Here is a 19,407-nt window from a genome sequence, read left to right on the forward strand (position 1 = left end):
CCATGGCTCAAACTCCGAATCCCGGCCGCACCCGCACCGTCCAGCCCCTGGCTGAGACGCCCCAGCGCGCCTCCATCCTGAAGAAACTGCACGCACGCCCGACGGTGCGCGGCTCCGTCATCGCGCTGACCATCCTGATCGTCCTGGTGGTCTTCGCGCCTTTCTTCGCGCCGCAGAATCCCTACGACCTCGCCAACCTTTCGCTGATGGACGGCCGCCTGGCGCCGCGCCAGGCGCTGATGGACGGCAGCATCGCCTGGCTCGGCACCGACGACCAGGGCCGCGACATGCTCAGCGCCATCCTGTATGGCCTGCGCATCAGCCTGATGGTGGGCCTGTCCGCCGTGGTCCTGGCCACCGCCGTGGGCGGCGCCATCGGCCTGGTAGCCGCCTATGTCGGCGGCGTGGTCGATACCGTGCTCATGCGCATCGTCGACTTCATCCTGGGCTTTCCGACCATCCTGGTGGCGCTGGTGCTGCTGGTGGTGCTGGGGCGAGGGGTCGACAAGGTGATCCTGGCGTTGGTGCTGGTGCAGTGGGGGCATTACGCCCGCATCATGCGCAGCCGCGCCCTGCAGGAACGCCGCAAGGAATACGTGGAAGCCGCCGCCAACCTGGGCTTCCCCGCCTGGCGCATCATGCTGTTCCACCTGCTGCCCAACTGCCTGGGCCCCGTCATGGTGTTCGCCACCATCCAGATCGCGACCGCGATCGCGCTGGAAGCCACGCTGTCGTTCCTGGGCGTGGGCGTGCCCATCACCGAACCGTCGCTGGGCCTGCTGATTTCCAACGGTTTCCAGTACCTGCTGTCGGGCGACTACTGGATCAGCCTGTTCCCGGGCATCGCCCTGCTGGTGCTGATCCTCTCCATCAACATCGTGGGCGACCGCCTGCGCGAAAGCCTGGACCCGCGACGAGCATGAGCGAAATCCTTCTAGACGTGCGCGGCCTGCGCACCGCATTCCATACCGAAGCCGGCGCGTGGCTGGCGGTCGACGGCGTTGACCTGACCGTGCGCCGCGGCGAGATCGTCGGCCTGGTCGGCGAATCGGGTTCCGGCAAATCCGTCACCGGCTTTTCGCTCCTGGGCCTGATCGACCCGCCCGGGGAAGTGGTGGACGGCGAAGTGAAGTTCAAGGGCACGGACCTGCGCAAGCTGAGCGAAGAGCAGATGCGCCAGTTGCGCGGCAACCGCATCGCCATGATCTTCCAGGATCCCCTGATGACGCTCAATCCGGTGCTGCGCATCGGCGAGCAGATGATGGAAGCCATCCTGACCCACGAAGACGTGCCGCGCGCCGAAGCCGAGGAACGCTGCCGCGAGGCGCTGGCCATGGTCGGCATTCCTTCGCCCGAAAAGCGCCTGAAGAGCTATCCGCACGAATTCTCGGGCGGCATGCGCCAGCGCGTGGCGATCGCGATCGCCATGCTGAACAAGCCCGACCTGATCATCTGCGACGAGCCGACCACGGCACTGGACGTCACCATCCAGGGCCAGATCCTCTACCGCATGCAGGAGATCTGCCGCGAACACAACACCGCGCTGATCTGGATCACCCACGACCTGGGCGTGGTGGCTGAACTGGCCGACCGCGTGGCCGTGATGTACGCAGGCCGCATCGTCGAAAGCGGCCCGGTCGAAGAAGTGCTGGACGCGCCGCGCCACCCCTACACCAAGGGCCTGCTGGATTCGATGCCCGGCGCCACCCAGCCCGGCGCGCGCCTGCACCAGATCAACGGCATGGCGCCCAGCCTCGCCGGCCGCCCCTCGGGCTGTCCGTTCCGCCCGCGCTGCACCAGCGCGGTCACGCGTTGCACCGAACAAGCCCCCACTGTCACCACCGAAGGCGCGCGCAACTACCGCTGCTACGTGCCGATTACCCGCGAGGCCCAGCCGGTATGAGCCAAGCCGATACTCCCGTCATCGAGCTCAAGAACGTCCACAAGCGCTTCGAGCAGCGGCCCGACCTGGCCCAGCGCATCCTGGCCCTGACCGGCCGTCCCATCGACCGCCGCACCGTGTATGCGGTCAACGGCGTGGACCTGTCCATCAAGCGCGGCGAAGTCGTGGGCCTGGTCGGCGAATCCGGCTGCGGCAAGTCCACGCTGGGCCGCGTCGTTGCCGGCCTGCATGGCCAGACTGAAGGCCAGCTGCTGTACCAGGGCCAGGAAGCCCGCCGCCTGCGCGGCGCCGACAAGCTGGCCTACACGCTGGGCGTGCAGATGATCTTCCAGGATCCGCAGGCCTCGCTGAATCCGCGCCAGCGCCTGCGCCAGATCCTGGGCGAATCGCTCAAGGTCCACAAACTGGCGCCCGCCGCCCAGATTCCCGCGCGCATCGACCAGGCGCTGAAGGAAGTGGGCCTGGACCCCGAGTACCGCGACCGCTTCCCGCACCAGATCTCGGGCGGCCAGCGCCAGCGCATCGGCATCGCGCGTGCGCTGATGGTGGCGCCGAAGTTCCTGGTCTGCGACGAGCCCGTGGCCGCGCTGGACGTGTCGATCCAGGCGCAGGTGATCAACCTGTTCATGGACCTGCGCGAACAGCACGGCTTCACCTACCTGTTCATCAGCCATGACCTGGGCGTGGTCAAGCACATCTCCGACCGCGTGGCGATCATGTACCTGGGCAAGATCGTGGAAATCTCCACGTCGGCCGAGATCTTCGCGCGCGCCAACCATCCCTACACCCAGGCCCTGATGGCCGAGGTGCCGGACGTGGGCCGCCGCGGCCGCAAGTTCACGCCGATCAAGGGCGAGATCCCGTCGCCGCTGAATCCGCCGCCGGGCTGTACCTTCAATCCCCGCTGCCCCCACGCCATGCCGCGCTGCCGCGAGCAGGCGCCGGTCCTGAAAGAAATCTCGGCAGGCCATTGGTCGGCCTGCCACCTGAATGAGGCGAACGCCTGATGAAACCCTCCGAGATGTCCAACGTCGACCGCATCGCCATCGAACTGGGCCATGCCGGCCGCAACGCCATCCTGTATGTGGACGAGGACCGCAACTCCGACCGCCCCTTCAAGCTGCAGACCTACCGCCCCTACGGCTACACGCCCGACATGCCGGTGGTCATCGTGCAGCACGGCGTGCTGCGCAACGGCGACGAGTACCGCGATTTCTGGGTGGAAGCCGCCGACAAGCACAAGCTGCTGATCGTGGCGCTGACCTTCTCCAACGAGATCTGGCCCGGCGTGGAAAGCTACAACAACGGCCGCGTGTTCTCGGCCGGCGGCAATCCGCGCCACATCGACGGCTGGACCTACGCGTTGGTGGGCAATGTCATCAAGGACCTGATCGCCGGCGAAATCACCGACGGCCAGAACGTCTACCTGTTCGGCCACTCCGCCGGCGGCCAGTTCGTGCACCGCCTGATGAGCAGCCAGTCGCACGCGCCGTTCAAGGCCGTGGCTGCCGGCAACCCGGGCTGGTACACGCTGCCCACGTTCGACTATCCCTTCCCCGAAGGCATGGACGGCGTAGGCATGACGGAAGACCACCTGGTGAAGCTGCTGGCCTACCCGATGACCATCCTGGCGGGCGACCAGGACATCGCCACCGACGACCCCAACCTGCCGTCCGAACCCGCCGCCATGCGCCAGGGTCCGCACCGTTTCGCACGCGCGCAGAACTACTTCGAGTTCGGCCGCAAGGAAGCCGAGCGCCGCGGCGTGCCGTTCGGCTGGAAGCTGCAGGTCGTACCGGGCATCGGCCACGACGGCCGCGCCATGTCCGCCGTCTGCGCCAGCCTCTGGTTCGACGGCAAGATGCCCGACGCCGCCGAACTGGCCCGCCTGGCCGGCCAGCAGGTCGCCTGACCGCCCCCACTTTCTTCGTTGCAGATATCCGATACCGTCATGTCCAACACCCAGAGCACTGAACAGATCGTCGCCGGCATCAAGAGCTGGCTGCAATGCGAATCGCCCTCGAACTTCCCCGAGGGCATCGCCGCCATGGCGCGCATCATCGCCGACTACGCCGCGGCCGCCGGCCTGACGGTGGAGCTATCGTCCCTGGGCCCGACCACGGGTCCGCTGCTGTACGCGACCAACCGCGCCCCCGGCGACACGCGCCCCGGCATCCTGATCCTGGCGCACATGGACACGGTGCATCCGGTGGGCACGCTGCTGGAGAACCCGGTGCGCATCGAAGGCGACCGCCTCTATGGGCCGGGCGGCTACGACATGAAGGCCGGCATCTACCTGGCGCTGACGGCGCTGTCCGGCCTGGCGCGCCCCGGCGCGACCCAGCTGCCGGTGGACTTTCTGGTGGTGCCCGACGAAGAAACCGGCAGCCACGCGTCGCGCGCGCACATCGAGCGCTTTGCCGCCAACGCCAAGTACGCGCTGGTCTGCGAACCCGCCCGCCCCAACGGCGGCAAGTGCGTCACGGCGCGCAAGGGCACCGGCATGCTGAACCTGAACGTCAAGGGCCGTCCGGCCCACGCCGGCATGCAGCACGAGAAAGGCCGCAGCGCCATCCGCGAAATGGCCCACCAGGTGCTGGCGCTGGAAGCCATGACCGACTATGACCGCGGCATTACCGTCAGCGTCGGCACCATCGCCGGCGGCACCGTGACCAACACCGTGCCAGCGCTGTGCCGCTGCGTGGTCGACTTCCGCGTGCCCGACATGGGCGCCGCCGAAGACGTGCTGCGCCGCATGCGCGAGCTGTGCGCCGTGGGTCCGGACGTGGAACTGGACATCGACGTGGAACTGAACCGCCCGCCCATGGTGAAGACCGAAGCCGCCGCCGATCTGCTGGCGCTGGTGCAGGGCTATGCCGAACGCGCCGGCTTCCTGCTGGAAGACGCGCCCATGACGGGCGGCGGCAGCGACGCCAACTTCACGTCCGCCATGGGCATCCCGACGCTGGACGGCCTGGGCGCCGACGGCGACGGCGCGCACACCTTGAACGAGTACATCCTGGTTTCGACGCTGGAACAGCGCATGAAATTCTGGGAACTGCTGCTGAAAGAACTGGCGTAAACAGTCCTTGCCGCCACCGATAGCCGTGCGCCGGCGGCTGCTGGCGCGGGCGTTCGCCATGCAGGTCCTGTTCGCGGCTGGCGCAGCGCACGCGCACGCCGGACAGGCCGAACCGGACCGCAGCCTGCTGGCCGACCGTCCGGCCCGTCCCGCGCCGGCCCAGCCGGGCTGGCTCGTCGTCGTCGACAATTGGCAGACGCTGGAAGGCGGCGCCAACACGGCCCGCATCAAGCAACGCACCACCGGCCTGTATGGCGGCGGCGAATTCGACGCGGGCGCCGGCTGGCGGCTGGGCGGCGCGCTGGGCGCCACCCGCAGCCGCGTCCGCATCGACGCGGCCGATGCGCGGGTGGACGTATACAGCTATACCGCGGGGCTCTACGGCAAGAAGTCGTTCGACGCCGGCCCCGGCAAGCTGAACCTGCTGACGGCCGCCTCCTACACCTGGCACGACATCGACACCCGGCGGCATTTCGAGATGCCCGGCATCGCCCGGCAGACCTTGACCGCCGACTTCAGCGCCTACACCGCGCAGGCCTTTTCGGAACTGGGCTACGAGCTGGCGCTATCGGAAAGCGCGACCATCGAACCATTCGCGGGCCTGGCGGTGCGCAACGTGCGCACGCGCAGCTTCAGCGAATCGGGCGGATTCACCGCGCTCTCGGCCGACGCGGGACGGATCCGGCAGACCACCACCACGCTGGGCCTGCGCGGCCAGACCGGCTTCGCGCTCGGCCCCACCTTCGGCAGACTGCACGCGACACTGGGCTGGCGCCGCGCCTTTGGCGACGTACAACCTGAAACCACCCTGGTGCTGGACGGCGGCAGCGTGCTGACGGTCGCCGGCGCGCCCATCGCCCGGTCCGCCGCGCTGGCGGGCGCCGGCCTGGAAATCGCCGTGTCGCGCTCGGCCGTCATCGGCCTGGCCTACGGCGGCCAGTATGGCGGCGGCAACCGCGAACACACCGGGTCGCTGAGCCTGCGCTGGGCCTTCGGCAGCCTCTGAAAACCGCGGCCCTTTCGCCTTAGAATTACGCACCCAGACTGCGCACTTCCTCTTTCATCATGGCCGATTCCCCCAAGCCCCTCAGCGCCATCGCCTATGGCGTCGCCACGCTGGCCGCCGACGGCGCCATCCTGGATACCTGGTATCCGCGTCCCTCGCTGGCCGACAACTCGCCGGCCACCGGCACCCGCCACCTGTCGCCCGAGGAAGCCCGCGCCGCGCTGGGCGAACATGTGCCCACCGCCCTGGTCCGCGACACCCGCCGCAAGGTCGACATCGTCGCCGTGCGTACCGCGATCTCGTCGCTGGACGAACCGCCGGTCGATGCGCACGACGCCTATCTGCGCCTGCACCTGCTCAGCCACCGGCTGATCCGTCCGCACGACGCCAACCTGGACGGCCTGTTCAACGTGCTGGCCAACGTCGCCTGGACGTCGGCCGGGCCCTGCGCGGTGGATCAGGTGGATGCGCTGCGCTGGCATCTGCGCGCCTCCGGACAGATCCTGGAAATCCGCGGCGTGGACAAGATTCCCCGCATGACCGACTACGTCATGCCCAGCGGCGTGCGCATCGCCGACACCGCGCGCGTGCGCCTGGGCGCGCATCTGTCGCCCGGCACCACGGTGCTGCATGAAGGTTTCTGCAATTTCAACGCCGGCACGCTGGGCGCGTCCATGGTCGAAGGCCGCATCAGCGCCGGCGTCATCGTCGACGACGGCAGCGACATCGGCGGCGGCGCATCCATCATGGGCACCATGTCCGGCGGCGGCAAGCAGGTGGTATCCATCGGCAAGCGCTGCCTGCTGGGCGCCAACTCGGGCATAGGAATTTCGCTGGGCGACGACTGCGTGGTGGAAGCCGGCTGCTACGTCACCGCCGGCACGCGCGTGCTGACGCCGGAAGGCGCGGTGGTGAAGGCCACCTCGCTGGCGGGTCAGCAAGGCCTGCTGTTCCGCCGCAATTCGCAGACCGGCGCCGTGGAGTGCCTGGTGCGCACCGCCGCCTGGGGCACGCTGAATCCGGCCCTGCATACGGGCCACTGAAGCCCGGCCCGGCTCAGGCGCCCGGCGGCACCGGCACGAACGGATAGTGCGCCACCGTGCCGCCGCCCGCGATGATGGCGGTGGCTTCGGGCACTTCCTCCCAGGCGCCGGGCATCTCGGTCAAGGGCTCCGACAGCAGCAGGAATGCGTCGTCATCCAGCGCCGCGATCTGCGGATTGTCGGGATATAGCTGGCGCAGATGGCGCACGCAGGTGTTGTGGAACAGCGTGCGTGAATCGGCCTCGCTGGAATAGCGCACGGCGATCAGCCGCTGGCCGTCCAGCGCGCACACCGTCATGTTGATGGGCTGCGCCACGCCATGCCGCCTGCCCGTCTCTTCCACCGCACCCACCATGCGGGCCAGCGCCGCCAGCGGGTCTTCCTCCAGGCCGAAGCTCAAAGCCAGCAGGAACATCACCTCGGAATCCGTCGACCCTTCCAGCGAGCCGAAATAGGGCGGCGCGATCATCAGCATCAGGTCGCGCCTGAGCAACGGATAGTCGCGGATGACGCCGTTGTGCACGAACAGCCACTGGCCGTGGCGAAACGGATGGCAGTTGGTTTCCTGCGCGGGCGTGTCGGTGGCGGCGCGGATGTGCGCCACGAACAGCGGCGCGTGGATCGCGCGCGCCGCTTCCCGCAGATTGCGGTCGTTCCAGGCCGGATGCACGCTGCGGTAGCGGAACGGCGGCTCCGGCGGCCGGCCTTCGTGTTGACGGCCATACCAGCCCAGCCCGAAGCCGTCGCCATTGGTGGTGGTAGCGCCCAGCCGCGAGTGCAGGCTCTGGTCGATCAGGGAGTGCTTGGCCTTGAACAGCACGCTCTCCATCTGTATGGGACTACCGGTATAAGCCAGCCAGCGACACATGGCGCGCTCCTTCGATCCACGGGATTGCCGCGCCCCGGACGGCGGGGCGGGCACAGTCCAGTGTAGGAGCAGGCCGCGGCTTTCCACAAGCCGCCGCCCCGCCCCTATTTCTTCAGCAACGCCTTGAGCATGGCCATGCGCTCCTTGGGATTCATTGCAGCGGTGGCCGCGTCTTCCTGCATGCGCACATCGCCCAGGCCCATTTCCTCGATGAAGCGCGAAGGCTCGCGCACCAGGTCCTCGCGCGCGCGGCGGCGGCGCTTGCACCAGCTCAGGTTCAGGCTGCGCTGCGCGCGCGTGATGCCCACGTACATGAGCCGGCGCTCTTCCTGGATGCGCGAAGCCAGGTTCTCGGCCGCGCGCGCCGGATCGCCGACCTCGTCATCCTTGCCCAGGTGCGGCAGCAAGCCTTCCTCGACGCCCGCGAGGTACACGTGCGGATACTCCAGGCCCTTGGAAGCATGCAGGGTGGACATCTTCACCGCATCGGGCTCTTCTTCCTCGCCGCGCTCCAGCATGGTGACCAGCGCCACATGCTGCACCAGGTCGAAGAGCGTCATGTTGTCTTCTTCGGCCTTGCGCTTGAGCCATCCGGTCAGCTCCAGCACGTTCTGCCAGCGCGTCTGCGCGGGCCGCTCTTCGAACAGCTCGTACAGATGGCGTTCGTACTGGATGGCTTCCAGCAGATCGTCCAGCAGCACGCCCGCGGGCTCGGACGACGCGGCGTCCTTCGCATCGGCCGCGCCACGGCCCGCGCGCCATTGCATGCGGCGGATGAACTCGGTGAAGGTGCGCAGCGGCTCCAGCTGCCGTGGCGCCAGCAGGCTTTCCAGGCCAGTCTCGGCCACGGCCGCCAGCAGCGACAGCTCGCGGCTTGCGGCGTACTGCCCCAGCGTCTGCAAGGTGGCCTGGCCGATGCCGCGCTTGGGCGTGGTGGCCGCGCGGATGAAGGCCGGATCGTCGTCGTCGTTGGCCAGGATGCGCAGATAGGCCAGCACGTCGCGCACTTCGGTCTTGTCGAAGAAACTCTGCCCGCCCGAGATCGTGTACGGGATCTTCAGGTTGCGCAGCGCCTGTTCCAGGATGCGCGATTGATGATTGCTGCGGTACAGGATGGCAAAATCCTTCCACTGCGCCTGGCGCTCGAAGCGCGAAGCCGACACCTTCATGGCGATGGATTCGGCCTCCTGCTCCTCGCCGTCCATGGCCGATACCAGGATGGGTTCGCCCACGCCCAGATCGGACCACAGCTTCTTGTCGAACAGCTTGGGGTTCTTTTCAATCACCTGGTTTGCGGCCGCCAGGATGCGCTGCACCGACCGGTAGTTCTGCTCCAGCTTGATGAGCTTGATGTTGGGGTAGTCGGTGGTCAGCTTGGCCAGGTTCTCGATGGTTGCGCCACGCCAGGCGTAGATCGCCTGGTCGTCATCGCCCACCGCCGTGAACATGGCGCGCGAACCCGTCAGGAGCTGCACCAGGCGGTACTGGCACACGTTGGTGTCCTGGTATTCGTCCACCAGCAGATAACGCACGCGGTTCTGCCAGCGGGTGCGCACTTCTTCGTTGTTGGCCAGCAGCAGCGCGGGGATGCGGATCAGGTCGTCGAAGTCCACCGCCTGGTAGGCGGCCAGCGTGGCGGCGTAGCTGCGGTAGACGTTGGCCGCCTCCACGTCGGCCGGCGTGATGGCTTCACGCGCGGCATCGTCCGGCTCCATCAAGCCGTTCTTCCACAGCGAGATGATGCCCTGCACGTGGCGCAGGCGAGCCTTGTCGGTCGTGTTCAAGAGTTCCTGGATGATGGCCATCGCATCGTCGGCGTCCAGGATCGAAAACGTCGGCTTCAGGCCCGCGTTGCGCGCCTCCTCGCGCAGCATCTTCACGCCCAGCGAATGGAAGGTGCTGATGATCAGGCCCTTGGACAGCTTGCGATCCACCAGGGTCTTCACGCGTTCGTCCATCTCGCGCGCGGCCTTGTTGGTGAAGGTCAGCGCCACCACGTTGCGCCCCATATAGCCGCACTCGCGCAGCAGGTAGGCGATCTTCTGCGTGATCACGCGCGTCTTGCCGCTGCCGGCGCCGGCCAGCACCAGGCAGGGGCCGTCCAGATACAGCACCGCTTCGCGTTGAGCGGGGTTCATGCCTTGGGCTATAGGTTCGCTGGCGGACATTCGAGTCAGGTGATCATGCATCGCGGCGGCCGCATTGAAGCTGCGGCCAGCAAGCACGAAGCTTGCGGCCGCCCGTCAGCGGGCCGGTAACACGCGAGAAAAAGGGGACGGGCGCAGCCGCCACGGCGGGCCTGCCGCGGAGGCGCGATAGAGGAGAAAGATCATAGAACAATCGGATCGACGGCGCATTGGCCCCGGCCGCAGCCGATCAGATTTCCAGCGGATCGACTTCCAGTTGCCAGCGCACGCGGGCCTCGTTGGCCAGGTACGGCAGGTGGTGCGACCAGGACGCCAGGAAGGCCTGCAAAGCCGGCCGGCTGCTGCTTTCCGCCAGCAACTGGGCGCGCTCGATATTGGCCACGCGCACCACGCGCAGCGGCACCGGGTCGTACAGCATGATGGCGTCCAGGCCTGGAAAATCGGCCGCCCATTCACCCTCGGGCAAGGCCCGCGCCCGCTCCAGGAATTCCAGCGCCACCTTCAGCTCGCGCGCCTCCGCGGTCAGCAGGGCCTGGTAAACGAAAGGCGGCAGGCCGGTGCTTTCCCGCTCGTGCAGGGCATGGCGGGCAAAGCCCGCGTAGTCATGCCGCAGCAGCGCCTGATAGACCGGCTGCTCGGGGTAGTTGGTCTGTATCAGCACATCGCCGTTGCCTTGATGGCGGCCGGCGCGGCCCGCCACCTGCATCAGCTGCGCGAACAGGCGCTCGGGCGCGCGGAAGTCATGCGCGAACAACATGGAGTCCGCATTCAGCACGCCCACCAATCCCAGGCGCGCGAAGTCGTGGCCCTTGGCCACCATCTGCGTGCCCACCAGGATGTCCACCTCGCCGGCATGCACCGAGGCGAACAGCGCTTCGGCGCTGCCCTTCTTGCGCGTGCTGTCAGCGTCGATGCGCAGGATGCGCGCCTCGGGAAACAATTCCGCCAGATGTTCTTCCACCCGCTGCGTGCCGCGCCCCATGGGCGCCAGGTCCTGGTCGCCGCATTCGGGACAAGCGCGCGGCACCGGGGCCTGGTAGCCGCAGTGATGGCACTGCAGGCGATGGCCGCGGCCATCGGTACGGTGCAGCACGGTAAATGCAGTGCAGCGCGGGCAATTGCTGACCCACGCGCAGGACTGGCAATGCAGCACCGGCGAATAGCCGCGGCGGTTCAGGAAGATGAGGGACTGTTCCTTGCGTTCCAGGCGCTGTCCGATGGCATCCAGCAGTTGCGGCGACATGCCCTGCTTCAGTTGCAGGCGCCGCGTGTCGATCAGGCGCATGGACGGCAGGCTGCTGGCGCGCGCCCGGCCCGGCAGGGTCAGGCGCAGGTAGCGCCCGCGCTCGGCATGCTGCCAGGTCTCCAGGGACGGCGTGGCCGACCCCAGCACTACTGGAATATTCAGGTCATGGGCGCGCCACACCGCCAGGTCGCGCGCCGAATAGCGCAAGCCGTCCTGCTGCTTGTAGGACGCGTCGTGCTCCTCGTCCACCACGATCAGGCCCAGCTGGCTCAAGGGCGCGAACACCGACATGCGCGTGCCCAGCAGCATGCGGGCCTCGCCGCGCTGGGCGCGGGTCCAGGCCTGCAAGCGTTCGCCATCGGACAGGCCGCTATGCATGACGGCCAGACCGTCCGGTCCAACGAGTGCCTCCAGGCGCGCGCGCAGCGCGCCTTCGAGCTGCGGCGTCAGGTTGATTTCGGGCACCATCAGCAACACCTGGCGTCCCGCCGCCAGCACCCTTTCGGCCGCGCGCAGGTACACCTCGGTCTTGCCGCTGCCCGTCACCCCGTGCAGCAACACGGGCTTGAACCCGTCCAGCGCGCCTATGGCGTCCACCGCCTCGCGCTGGGCGTCGTTGAGCTCCGGCGGCTGGTCGGCCTGGGCCGGCGCGCGCGCCGTCTTGCGCTTGCGCCCGTCCAGGCGCGCCACGGGGCCGCCCGCCGAGCGCTTGCCCTGGTAGGCCGTGGGCTTGCGCAGCGGCGGCGGCAGCGTGGGCAGCATCACCTCGCCCAGCGGCCGCTGGTAGTAGTCAGCGGCAAAGCGGGCCAGGCGCAGCCAGTCCTCGTCGAAGGGCGGCAGGTCATCCAGCACCTCTTCGATCGGCCGGATCTGCTTGGGGTCGAAGGACGGCTCCGCCGGGTTGTCCACCACCACGCCGATCAGCTTGCGGCGGCCGAACGGCACGATGACCCGCAGGCCCACCGTCACCGGCGCGTCGCTGCGGTAGTCGAACGGACCCGGCAGGGGCACGTCCAGCGCCACCCGCACCCAGCAGACCGCGGGGGTCGTGTTCGACAGCGTTTCAGACATGGGTGCTAGGACGGAGCATGTAGAAGGATGATCCCGGATGATGCCGGCGCGCTCCATTTTCCGCCTGTGGATAACTTTGGGGAAAAGGCAGGAGCAACATCGGAAATTGGAATTTGACAAGATTGCGCAAACTTGCGAAATCTTGTTGAAAACTCTCATTTCACCATTTAAAACAATGACTTATGAGAGCTTCCGAGATTGTAAACTAGCATCTAAAGGGTTTTCCCCGAGGGCAATCTTGCTGTGCACAAGTGTCATCAGGGACCCTCCTGCTCCGGCCCTGTAGACCGAAGCGTCCACTCACTTACCCTCGCAGCGAACGGCTGTGCTGGTGGACTTCATCAACCAATTCGGCTACGGCTTCTGGCGGAGTAAAGCGGGATATGCCGTGGCCCAGGTTGAACACGTGGCCGCCCTTGCCGACCGGTCCGAACGCGTCCAGCACGCGCCGCGCCTCGGCACGGATGGCGGGTCCGCCACCGAACAAGGCCATGGGGTCGAGGTTGCCCTGGAACGCGACCGAGTCCCCGGTGCGGCGCCGCGCGGCGGCCAGATCCACCGTCCAGTCCAGGCCCACGGCATCGGCGCCGCAAGCGGCGATCTGTTCCAGCCACTGGCCGCCGCCCTTGGTGAAGACGATGACCGGCACGCGGCGGCCTTCGTGTTCGCGGATCAGCCCGGCCACGACCTTGCGGGTGTAGGCCAGCGAGAACTGCTGGAACAGCCCGTCGGCCAGCACGCCGCCCCAGCTGTCGAACAGCATCACGGCTTGGGCGCCGGCGGCGATCTGCGCGTTCAAGTACTGCAGCGTGGCTTCGGCGTTGATTTCGAGGATGCGGTGCAGCAGGTCGGGACGCGCATACAGCATCGTCTTGATCAGGCGATAGTCGTCGCTGCCCTGGCCTTCCACCATGTAGCAAGCGATGGTCCAGGGGCTGCCGGCAAAGCCGATCAGCGGCACCTTGCCGTCCAGGTCGCGCCGGATCGTACGCACGGCATCGAATACATAGCGCAGCTTGTCCATGTCCGGCACTTCCAGGCGCGCCACGTCTTCTTCGGTACGCACCGGACGGGCGAAGCGCGGACCCTCGCCTTCGGCGAAGTCCAGGCCCAGGCCCATGGCGTGCGGCACCGTCAGGATGTCCGAGAACAGAATGGCCGCATCCAGGTCGAAACGCTCCAGCGGCTGCAGCGTGACTTCCGAGGCGTAGTCCGGGTTCTGAGCGAGGCCCATGAAGGAACCTGCGCGGGCCCGCGTCTGGCGGTATTCAGGCAGGTAGCGGCCGGCCTGGCGCATCAGCCAGATCGGGGTATAGGGCACGGGCTCGCGCAGCAGCGAGCGCAAGAACACATCGTTCTTCAGTACGGAAGCAGACACGACTATCCTCGATGATCGGAAGCCGTGATTTTACTTCCCCTGGCTGACAAGTCGCAGCCAGGCTCTGCGCCGGACTTGCCGGCGCGCAAGCGGGGCGCTTTCAGGGGCAAGGCGGCGCGCGCGGCGCCCCGCCCGCTGGCCGTGCGTCGACCGACCGCCGGCAGGTCCGTCGCTTCAGGCCCCCCGCTCCTGCGCGGCCTGCCGGTACGGCGCCGCCTCGATGCCGTGCTTGCGCATCAGCGCCCAGAACGCCCGCCGGTGCTTGCAGCAAGCCCGCGCCGCCTGCGCCACGTTGCCGCCATGGCGCGACAGCGCAAGCCGGATATAGTCGCGCTCGAAGCCGTCCACCACCCGCGCCTTCGCGATGCGGAAGGATTCATGCGCAGGCCGCGGATGCGGTTTGCGCATGCCCGACAAGGTTTGCTCTACCAGATCCTGTGGCACCCGGGCGTGCAACGCAGCGAGCCTCGGCGCCCCGTCCGCGCCCAGTTCCATCCGCGCCTCGCGATAAGCCGTCGTGGGCTCGCGGATATCCGCCCGCGCCGCGCCACGCCCGTGCGCCGCGCCGGCCAGGCGGCCAAGCCGCACCCGCATGCTTTCCAGGCAGGCCGGCTGCATGATGAAATCCGACGCGCCCAGGCTCAGCAGGTCTTCGATCGCGGGCGCCTTCACATCGGAGATCAGCAACAGCACCGGCGTGCTCAATGCGCTGCCCGCCTGTTGCAGCGCCATGCGCGTCCAGGCGAGCGATGATGGCGCCACCGGCAGGATGCAGCAGTCGTAGCGCCTGAGCGCCACCGCCAGCCGGGCCAGCGCCTGCACGTCCGCTTCCTGGCTGTCGGCCTGCGCGTCGGCGTCGGTCTGCGCGCCTGACACGGCATCGCGCGCCGCCATGCCCGCGGTCGCATAGCGCACCGGACTCAGCGACACCAGATGGAGCCGCACGCGCGTCTGCCTGGCCGGGTGCAGCGCGACCAGATCGCGCATCGGCCCATCATGGCCGGGCGCCAGCAATACCCCGCAATCCAGGACTTCTCGCACGCTTCCCCCTACGCTTGACTAGGAAGATTGAAGGCTACTGTTGCAACCGGCGTGCAGCTATTCGTAGTGATCGCATTGCGGCCCGCACAAAGGACGGCGGACCTTCACTCGGCAATGAAAAAAACAGGTATGAAAAAAGCGGCCCTGAGGCCGCTTCTTTCGATTCCGGGGCGAACCCCGGGGCACAGCTTCGCCGCTTAGTGCGAACGGCCGCCTTGGCGCAGCTTGCGCGCCGCGATGGCTTGCGCAGCCAGCATGGCGAGTTCCGCTTCGACCACGGCGATGTCCGCCTTGTCCTTGGCGTTGGCCAGGGCCTGTTCGGCCTTCTGGCGCGCTTCCAGGGCGCGGGCTTCGTCCAGGTCGGCGGCACGGATAGCCGTGTCGGCCAGAACCGTCACGCTGCCCGGCTGCACTTCCAGAATGCCCCCGGCGACGAAGATGTTTTCCTCGCCTTGGTCGGCACGAACGATCTTGACCGTCCCGGGGCGTATGCGCGAAATCAGCGGGGTGTGGCCGGGCAGAATGCCCAGTTCACCCGCTTCGCCAGGCAGCACCACGAACTTCGCCTCACCGGAGAAGATCGCTTCCTCTGCGCTGACGACATCCACATGCAGGGTAGCCATATCGGTTCCTTATTGCAGTTTCTTGGCCTTCTCGAAGGCCTCGTCGATCGAGCCGACCATGTAGAAGGCCTGTTCCGGCAGCGCATCGCACTCGCCGTTCACGATCATCTTGAAACCACGGATGGTTTCGGCCAGCGGAACGTACTTGCCGGGCGAACCGGTGAACACTTCTGCAACGTGGAACGGCTGCGACAGGAAGCGCTGGATCTTACGGGCGCGGGCCACGGCCTGCTTGTCTTCCGGCGACAGTTCGTCCATGCCCAGAATCGCGATGATGTCGCGCAGTTCCTTGTAGCGCTGCAGCGTTTGCTGCACGCCACGGGCCACGGCGTAGTGCTCTTCGCCCACGACTTGCGGGTCGAGCTGGCGGCTGGACGAATCCAGCGGGTCCACGGCCGGGTAGATACCCAGGGCGGCGATGTCACGCGACAGCACGACGGTGGAGTCCAAGTGCTGGAAGGTCGTGGCAGGCGACGGGTCGGTCAAGTCGTCCGCAGGGACGTACACGGCCTGGATCGAGGTGATCGAGCCGGTCTTGGTCGACGTGATGCGCTCTTGCAGCTTGCCCATTTCTTCGGCCAGCGTGGGCTGGTAGCCCACTGCCGACGGCATACGGCCCAGCAGTGCCGACACTTCGGTACCGGCCAGGGTGTAGCGGTAGATGTTGTCCACGAAGAACAGGATGTCGCGGCCTTCGTCGCGGAACTTCTCGGCCATGGTCAGGCCGGTCAGCGCCACGCGCAGACGGTTGCCCGGGGGTTCGTTCATCTGACCGAACACCATCGCAACCTTGTCCAGAACGTTCGACTCTTCCATTTCGTGGTAGAAGTCGTTGCCTTCGCGGGTACGCTCGCCCACGCCGGCGAACACCGACAAGCCGCTGTGCTGCTTGGCGATGTTGTTGATCAGTTCCATCATGTTGACGGTCTTGCCCACGCCGGCGCCGCCGAACAGGCCGACCTTGCCGCCCTTGGCGAACGGGCAAACCAGGTCAATAACCTTGATGCCGGTTTCCAGCAGTTCCACCGACGGCGACAGCTCGTCGAAACGGGGAGCCGCTTGGTGAATGCCACGCTTTTCGTCGTGCTGGATCGGGCCGGCTTCGTCGATGGGACGACCCAGCACGTCCATGATGCGGCCCAGCGTGCCGGTGCCGACGGGCACCGAGATCGGGGCGCCCGTGCCGGTGACCTTCATGCCGCGGCGCAGGCCGTCGCTGGAGCCCAGCGCAATGGTACGCACCACGCCGTCGCCCAGCTGTTGCTGCACTTCCAGCGTCAGACCCTTTTCGGCGAACGAGGAACCCTCGTCGGCCAGGGTAAGCGCTTCGTAGATCTTGGGCATTTGATCGCGGGGGAACTGAATATCCACCACGGCGCCGATGCACTGAACGATGGTTCCGTTGCTCATGTCGATTCCTTGCTTGATAGCTTTTGACGGGATGCTGCCTGCCTCAAACGGCGGCAGCGCCCCCTACGATTTCCGAAATTTCTTTGGTGATCGCGGCCTGACGGGTCTTGTTGTAGACCAGTTGCAGATCGCCGATGACCTTCTTGGCGTTGTCCGACGCCGCCTTCATGGCGACCATCCGGGCCGACTGCTCCGAAGCCATGTTCTCGGCCACGGCTTGGTACAGCAGGCCTTCAACGTAACGCTGCAGCAGGTCGTCGATCACGCTACGGGCGTCGGGTTCGTAGATGTAATCCCAGCTGTAGTCCGACTTCACTTCCGAGGTCTTGGCCAGGCTATCAGCGCCCGTCTGGTACGGATCATCCAAACCGCTGGCCAGAGGCAGCAGGCGCAAGAACAACGGCTCCTGCTTCATCGTGTTGACGAAGCGGGTCGAGGCCACGTACAGCGCGTCGATGCGGCCTTCCAGGTAGGCGTCCAGCTGCACCTTGATCGCGCCCAGCAGGCGGTCGAGTTGCGGCTTGTCGCCCAGTTGCACTTCCTGGGAAACCAGTTTGGCGCCGATGCGGGTCAGCACGCCCACGCCCTTGTTGCCGAAAGCGGTCGCTTGCACGGCGATGCCGTTCTTCTCGAACTCTTTCAGCTTGCCCAACGTCACGCGGGTGATGTTGGTGTTCAAGCCGCCGCACAGGCCCTTGTCGGTCGTGACCATGATCACGCCGACCGCCTTGACTTCGCGTTCGACCAGGTACGGGTGGCTGTACTCGGGGTTGGCCTGCATCAGGTGCGCAGCAATCTCGCGCACCTTGGTGGCATACGGACGGCCAGCACGCATCCGCTCCTGCGCCTTGCGCATCTTGGATGCGGCGACCATTTCCATCGCCTTGGTGATCTTGCGCGTGTTTTGCACGCTCTTGATCTTGGTTCGGATTTCCTTAATTCCGGGCATTGCGCTTTCCTGTGAAGACTGGCCGATGGGTTCCGCTGGCGCCTCATCCATCCGGGAAGGATGGGTGAGGCGTCGCGGACGCCTAACCCATCACTTTCTTAAAAAGCACCGTGCTTCTTGAATTCCTGGATGGCGGCGGCCAATTCGGCTTCGTCATCCTTGGACAGTTCCTTGGTGTCTTCGATGCGCTGGATCAGGGCCGCATGCTTGGCCTTCAGTTGATCCTTCAGCGACTTCTCGAACGACAGCACTTGGGCCACGTCCACTTCATCCAGGTAGCCGTTGTTGACCGTGTACAGCGTGACGGCCAGTTCCCACACTTGCAGCGGCTGGTATTGCGGCTGCTTGAGCAGTTCCACCACGCGCTTGCCGCGTTCCAGCTGGCGACGGGTCGCGTCGTCCAGGTCGGAAGCGAACTGCGCGAAGGCGGCCAGTTCACGGTACTGCGCCAAGTCGGTACGGATACCGCCGGACAGCTTCTTGACGACCTTGGTCTGAGCAGCGCCACCCACACGCGACACCGAGATACCGGCGTTGATTGCGGGGCGGACACCGGCGTTGAACAGGTCGGTTTCCAGGAAGATCTGGCCGTCGGTGATCGAGATCACGTTGGTCGGAACGAAGGCCGACACGTCGCCTGCCTGGGTTTCGATGATCGGCAGCGCGGTCAGCGAGCCGGTCTTGCCCTTGACGGCGCCGTTGGTGAACTTCTCGACGTACTCTTCGTTCACGCGGGCAGCGCGTTCCAGCAGGCGCGAGTGCAGGTAGAACACGTCGCCCGGGTAGGCTTCACGGCCCGGCGGACGGCGCAGCAGCAGCGACACTTGGCGATAGGCCCAGGCTTGCTTGGTCAGGTCGTCATAAACGATCAGGGCGTCTTCGCCGCGGTCGCGGAAGTATTCGCCCATCGTGCAGCCGGCGTAGGCGGCCAGGTACTGCATGGCGGCCGAGTCGGAGGCCGAAGCGGCCACGACGATGGTGTATTCCATCGCGCCGTGCTCTTCCAGCTTGCGCACCACGTTGTTGATCGTCGAAGCCTTCTGGCCGATAGCGACGTACACGCAGGTGACGCCCTTGCCCTTCTGGCTGATGATCGTGTCGACAGCGACGGCGGTCTTGCCGGTCTGGCGGTCGCCAATGATCAGTTCGCGCTGGCCGCGGCCGATCGGCACCATCGAGTCGATAGCCTTGATGCCGGTTTGCAGCGGCTGCGACACCGAGCGGCGGGCGATAACGCCAGGCGCCACTTTTTCGATGATGTCGGTGGCCTTGGCGTTGACCGGGCCCTTGCCGTCGATCGGCTCGCCCAGCGTGTTGACCACGCGGCCTTTCAGTTCGGGACCGACCGGAACTTCCAGAATGCGGCCGGTCGTCTTGACCTGGTCGCCTTCGGAAACGCCGGTGTAGTCGCCGAGAATAACGGCGCCGACGGAATCACGCTCGAGGTTGAGCGCCAGACCGAAAACGTTGTTGGGGAATTCGAGCATTTCGCCCTGCATCACGTCGGACAAGCCGTGGATGCGGGTAATACCGTCGGTCACGGACACGACGGTGCCCTGAGTACGGACATCAGCCGAAGCGCCCAGGCCCTCGATGCGGCTCTTGAGCAGTTCGCTGATCTCGGAGGGATTGAGTTGCAT

Annotated in this window: 16 protein-coding genes; 7 read left to right on the top strand and 9 right to left on the bottom strand. The window is 66.6% G+C overall.

Going from position 1 to position 19,407, the window contains the following annotated elements; translation table 11 throughout:
• The first annotated feature begins 2 nt into the window (after nt 1-2).
• The 7 genes from IB259_RS26100 to dapD are packed head-to-tail and all read left to right on the top strand — an operon-like array spanning nt 3 to nt 7,034.
• The gene (locus IB259_RS26100) at nt 3-923 is read left to right on the top strand and encodes an ABC transporter permease (protein WP_054455166.1); all 921 of its coding nucleotides are present in this window, start codon (nt 3-5) and stop codon (nt 921-923) included.
• Nucleotides 920-1,903, top strand: coding sequence for an ABC transporter ATP-binding protein (locus IB259_RS26105; protein ID WP_054455169.1), 984 nt, complete (start codon nt 920-922; stop codon nt 1,901-1,903). Before IB259_RS26100 ends, IB259_RS26105 begins: the two co-directional genes overlap by 4 nt.
• A complete protein-coding gene (locus IB259_RS26110) occupies nt 1,900-2,910 on the top strand; it encodes an ABC transporter ATP-binding protein (protein WP_013391145.1) in 1,011 nt (336 codons plus the stop codon). Before IB259_RS26105 ends, IB259_RS26110 begins: the two co-directional genes overlap by 4 nt.
• The gene (locus IB259_RS26115) at nt 2,910-3,815 is read left to right on the top strand and encodes a hydrolase (protein WP_054455171.1); all 906 of its coding nucleotides are present in this window, start codon (nt 2,910-2,912) and stop codon (nt 3,813-3,815) included. Before IB259_RS26110 ends, IB259_RS26115 begins: the two co-directional genes overlap by 1 nt.
• A gap of 39 nt (nt 3,816-3,854) precedes the next feature.
• Nucleotides 3,855-4,985 carry a M20 family metallopeptidase gene (locus IB259_RS26120; protein ID WP_054455173.1) on the top strand — a complete coding sequence of 377 codons (1,131 nt, stop codon included), beginning with the start codon at nt 3,855-3,857 and terminating at the stop codon, nt 4,983-4,985.
• A 7-nt stretch (nt 4,986-4,992) separates the two neighbouring features.
• Complete coding sequence (locus IB259_RS26125) at nt 4,993-5,991, top strand: autotransporter outer membrane beta-barrel domain-containing protein (protein WP_225596946.1); 999 nt, start codon at nt 4,993-4,995, stop codon at nt 5,989-5,991.
• A gap of 59 nt (nt 5,992-6,050) precedes the next feature.
• The gene (gene dapD / locus IB259_RS26130; protein WP_054455175.1) at nt 6,051-7,034 is read left to right on the top strand and encodes a 2,3,4,5-tetrahydropyridine-2,6-dicarboxylate N-succinyltransferase; all 984 of its coding nucleotides are present in this window, start codon (nt 6,051-6,053) and stop codon (nt 7,032-7,034) included.
• A gap of 13 nt (nt 7,035-7,047) precedes the next feature.
• Here dapD and IB259_RS26135 read toward each other — a convergent pair whose 3' ends face one another.
• From IB259_RS26135 to atpA, 9 genes are all read right to left on the bottom strand, one after another.
• Nucleotides 7,048-7,902, bottom strand: coding sequence for a class II glutamine amidotransferase (locus tag IB259_RS26135; protein ID WP_192330503.1), 855 nt, complete (start codon nt 7,900-7,902; stop codon nt 7,048-7,050).
• A 104-nt stretch (nt 7,903-8,006) separates the two neighbouring features.
• A complete protein-coding gene (locus IB259_RS26140) occupies nt 8,007-10,070 on the bottom strand; it encodes a UvrD-helicase domain-containing protein (protein WP_192330505.1) in 2,064 nt (687 codons plus the stop codon).
• A 208-nt stretch (nt 10,071-10,278) separates the two neighbouring features.
• Nucleotides 10,279-12,366 (bottom strand): primosomal protein N', encoded by a 2,088-nt coding sequence (locus IB259_RS26145; protein ID WP_192330507.1) that lies wholly within the window; start codon nt 12,364-12,366, stop codon nt 10,279-10,281.
• Nucleotides 12,367-12,670: 304 nt separating this feature from the next.
• The gene (gene hemE, locus IB259_RS26150) at nt 12,671-13,744 is read right to left on the bottom strand and encodes a uroporphyrinogen decarboxylase (protein WP_192330509.1); all 1,074 of its coding nucleotides are present in this window, start codon (nt 13,742-13,744) and stop codon (nt 12,671-12,673) included.
• Nucleotides 13,745-13,918: 174 nt separating this feature from the next.
• Nucleotides 13,919-14,731 carry a helix-turn-helix domain-containing protein gene (locus IB259_RS26155; protein ID WP_054455884.1) on the bottom strand — a complete coding sequence of 271 codons (813 nt, stop codon included), beginning with the start codon at nt 14,729-14,731 and terminating at the stop codon, nt 13,919-13,921.
• 251 nt (nt 14,732-14,982) lie between these two features.
• Nucleotides 14,983-15,408, bottom strand: coding sequence for a F0F1 ATP synthase subunit epsilon (locus IB259_RS26160; RefSeq protein WP_013391134.1), 426 nt, complete (start codon nt 15,406-15,408; stop codon nt 14,983-14,985).
• Nucleotides 15,409-15,417: 9 nt separating this feature from the next.
• Complete coding sequence (gene atpD, locus IB259_RS26165) at nt 15,418-16,818, bottom strand: F0F1 ATP synthase subunit beta (protein ID WP_054455184.1); 1,401 nt, start codon at nt 16,816-16,818, stop codon at nt 15,418-15,420.
• A gap of 43 nt (nt 16,819-16,861) precedes the next feature.
• Nucleotides 16,862-17,767: a F0F1 ATP synthase subunit gamma gene (atpG, locus tag IB259_RS26170; RefSeq protein WP_054455186.1), complete on the bottom strand. Its 906-nt coding sequence runs from the start codon at nt 17,765-17,767 to the stop codon at nt 16,862-16,864.
• 98 nt (nt 17,768-17,865) lie between these two features.
• Nucleotides 17,866-19,407 carry a F0F1 ATP synthase subunit alpha gene (atpA, locus tag IB259_RS26175; RefSeq protein ID WP_054455187.1) on the bottom strand — a complete coding sequence of 514 codons (1,542 nt, stop codon included), beginning with the start codon at nt 19,405-19,407 and terminating at the stop codon, nt 17,866-17,868.

Source organism: Achromobacter sp. ACM04, assembly GCF_014851465.1.
Classification (GTDB): domain Bacteria; phylum Pseudomonadota; class Gammaproteobacteria; order Burkholderiales; family Burkholderiaceae_B; genus Achromobacter; species Achromobacter aegrifaciens.

Excerpts from the sequence above, each read along its gene's own strand:
- IB259_RS26110 (WP_013391145.1), top strand. The coding sequence starts at position 1,900 with ATGAGCCAAGCCGATACTCCCGTCATCGAGCTCAAGAACGTCCACAAG.
- atpA (WP_054455187.1), bottom strand. The coding sequence starts at position 19,407 with ATGCAACTCAATCCCTCCGAGATCAGCGAACTGCTCAAGAGCCGCATC.
- IB259_RS26160 (WP_013391134.1), bottom strand. The coding sequence starts at position 15,408 with ATGGCTACCCTGCATGTGGATGTCGTCAGCGCAGAGGAAGCGATCTTC.
- IB259_RS26100 (WP_054455166.1), top strand. The coding sequence starts at position 3 with ATGGCTCAAACTCCGAATCCCGGCCGCACCCGCACCGTCCAGCCCCTG.
- dapD (WP_054455175.1), top strand. The coding sequence starts at position 6,051 with ATGGCCGATTCCCCCAAGCCCCTCAGCGCCATCGCCTATGGCGTCGCC.
- atpG (WP_054455186.1), bottom strand. The coding sequence starts at position 17,767 with ATGCCCGGAATTAAGGAAATCCGAACCAAGATCAAGAGCGTGCAAAAC.
- IB259_RS26155 (WP_054455884.1), bottom strand. The coding sequence starts at position 14,731 with ATGCGCGATCTGGTCGCGCTGCACCCGGCCAGGCAGACGCGCGTGCGG.
- IB259_RS26115 (WP_054455171.1), top strand. The coding sequence starts at position 2,910 with ATGAAACCCTCCGAGATGTCCAACGTCGACCGCATCGCCATCGAACTG.
- IB259_RS26105 (WP_054455169.1), top strand. The coding sequence starts at position 920 with ATGAGCGAAATCCTTCTAGACGTGCGCGGCCTGCGCACCGCATTCCAT.
- IB259_RS26120 (WP_054455173.1), top strand. The coding sequence starts at position 3,855 with ATGTCCAACACCCAGAGCACTGAACAGATCGTCGCCGGCATCAAGAGC.
- atpD (WP_054455184.1), bottom strand. The coding sequence starts at position 16,818 with ATGAGCAACGGAACCATCGTTCAGTGCATCGGCGCCGTGGTGGATATT.
- IB259_RS26145 (WP_192330507.1), bottom strand. The coding sequence starts at position 12,366 with ATGTCTGAAACGCTGTCGAACACGACCCCCGCGGTCTGCTGGGTGCGG.
- IB259_RS26140 (WP_192330505.1), bottom strand. The coding sequence starts at position 10,070 with ATGTCCGCCAGCGAACCTATAGCCCAAGGCATGAACCCCGCTCAACGC.
- IB259_RS26135 (WP_192330503.1), bottom strand. The coding sequence starts at position 7,902 with ATGTGTCGCTGGCTGGCTTATACCGGTAGTCCCATACAGATGGAGAGC.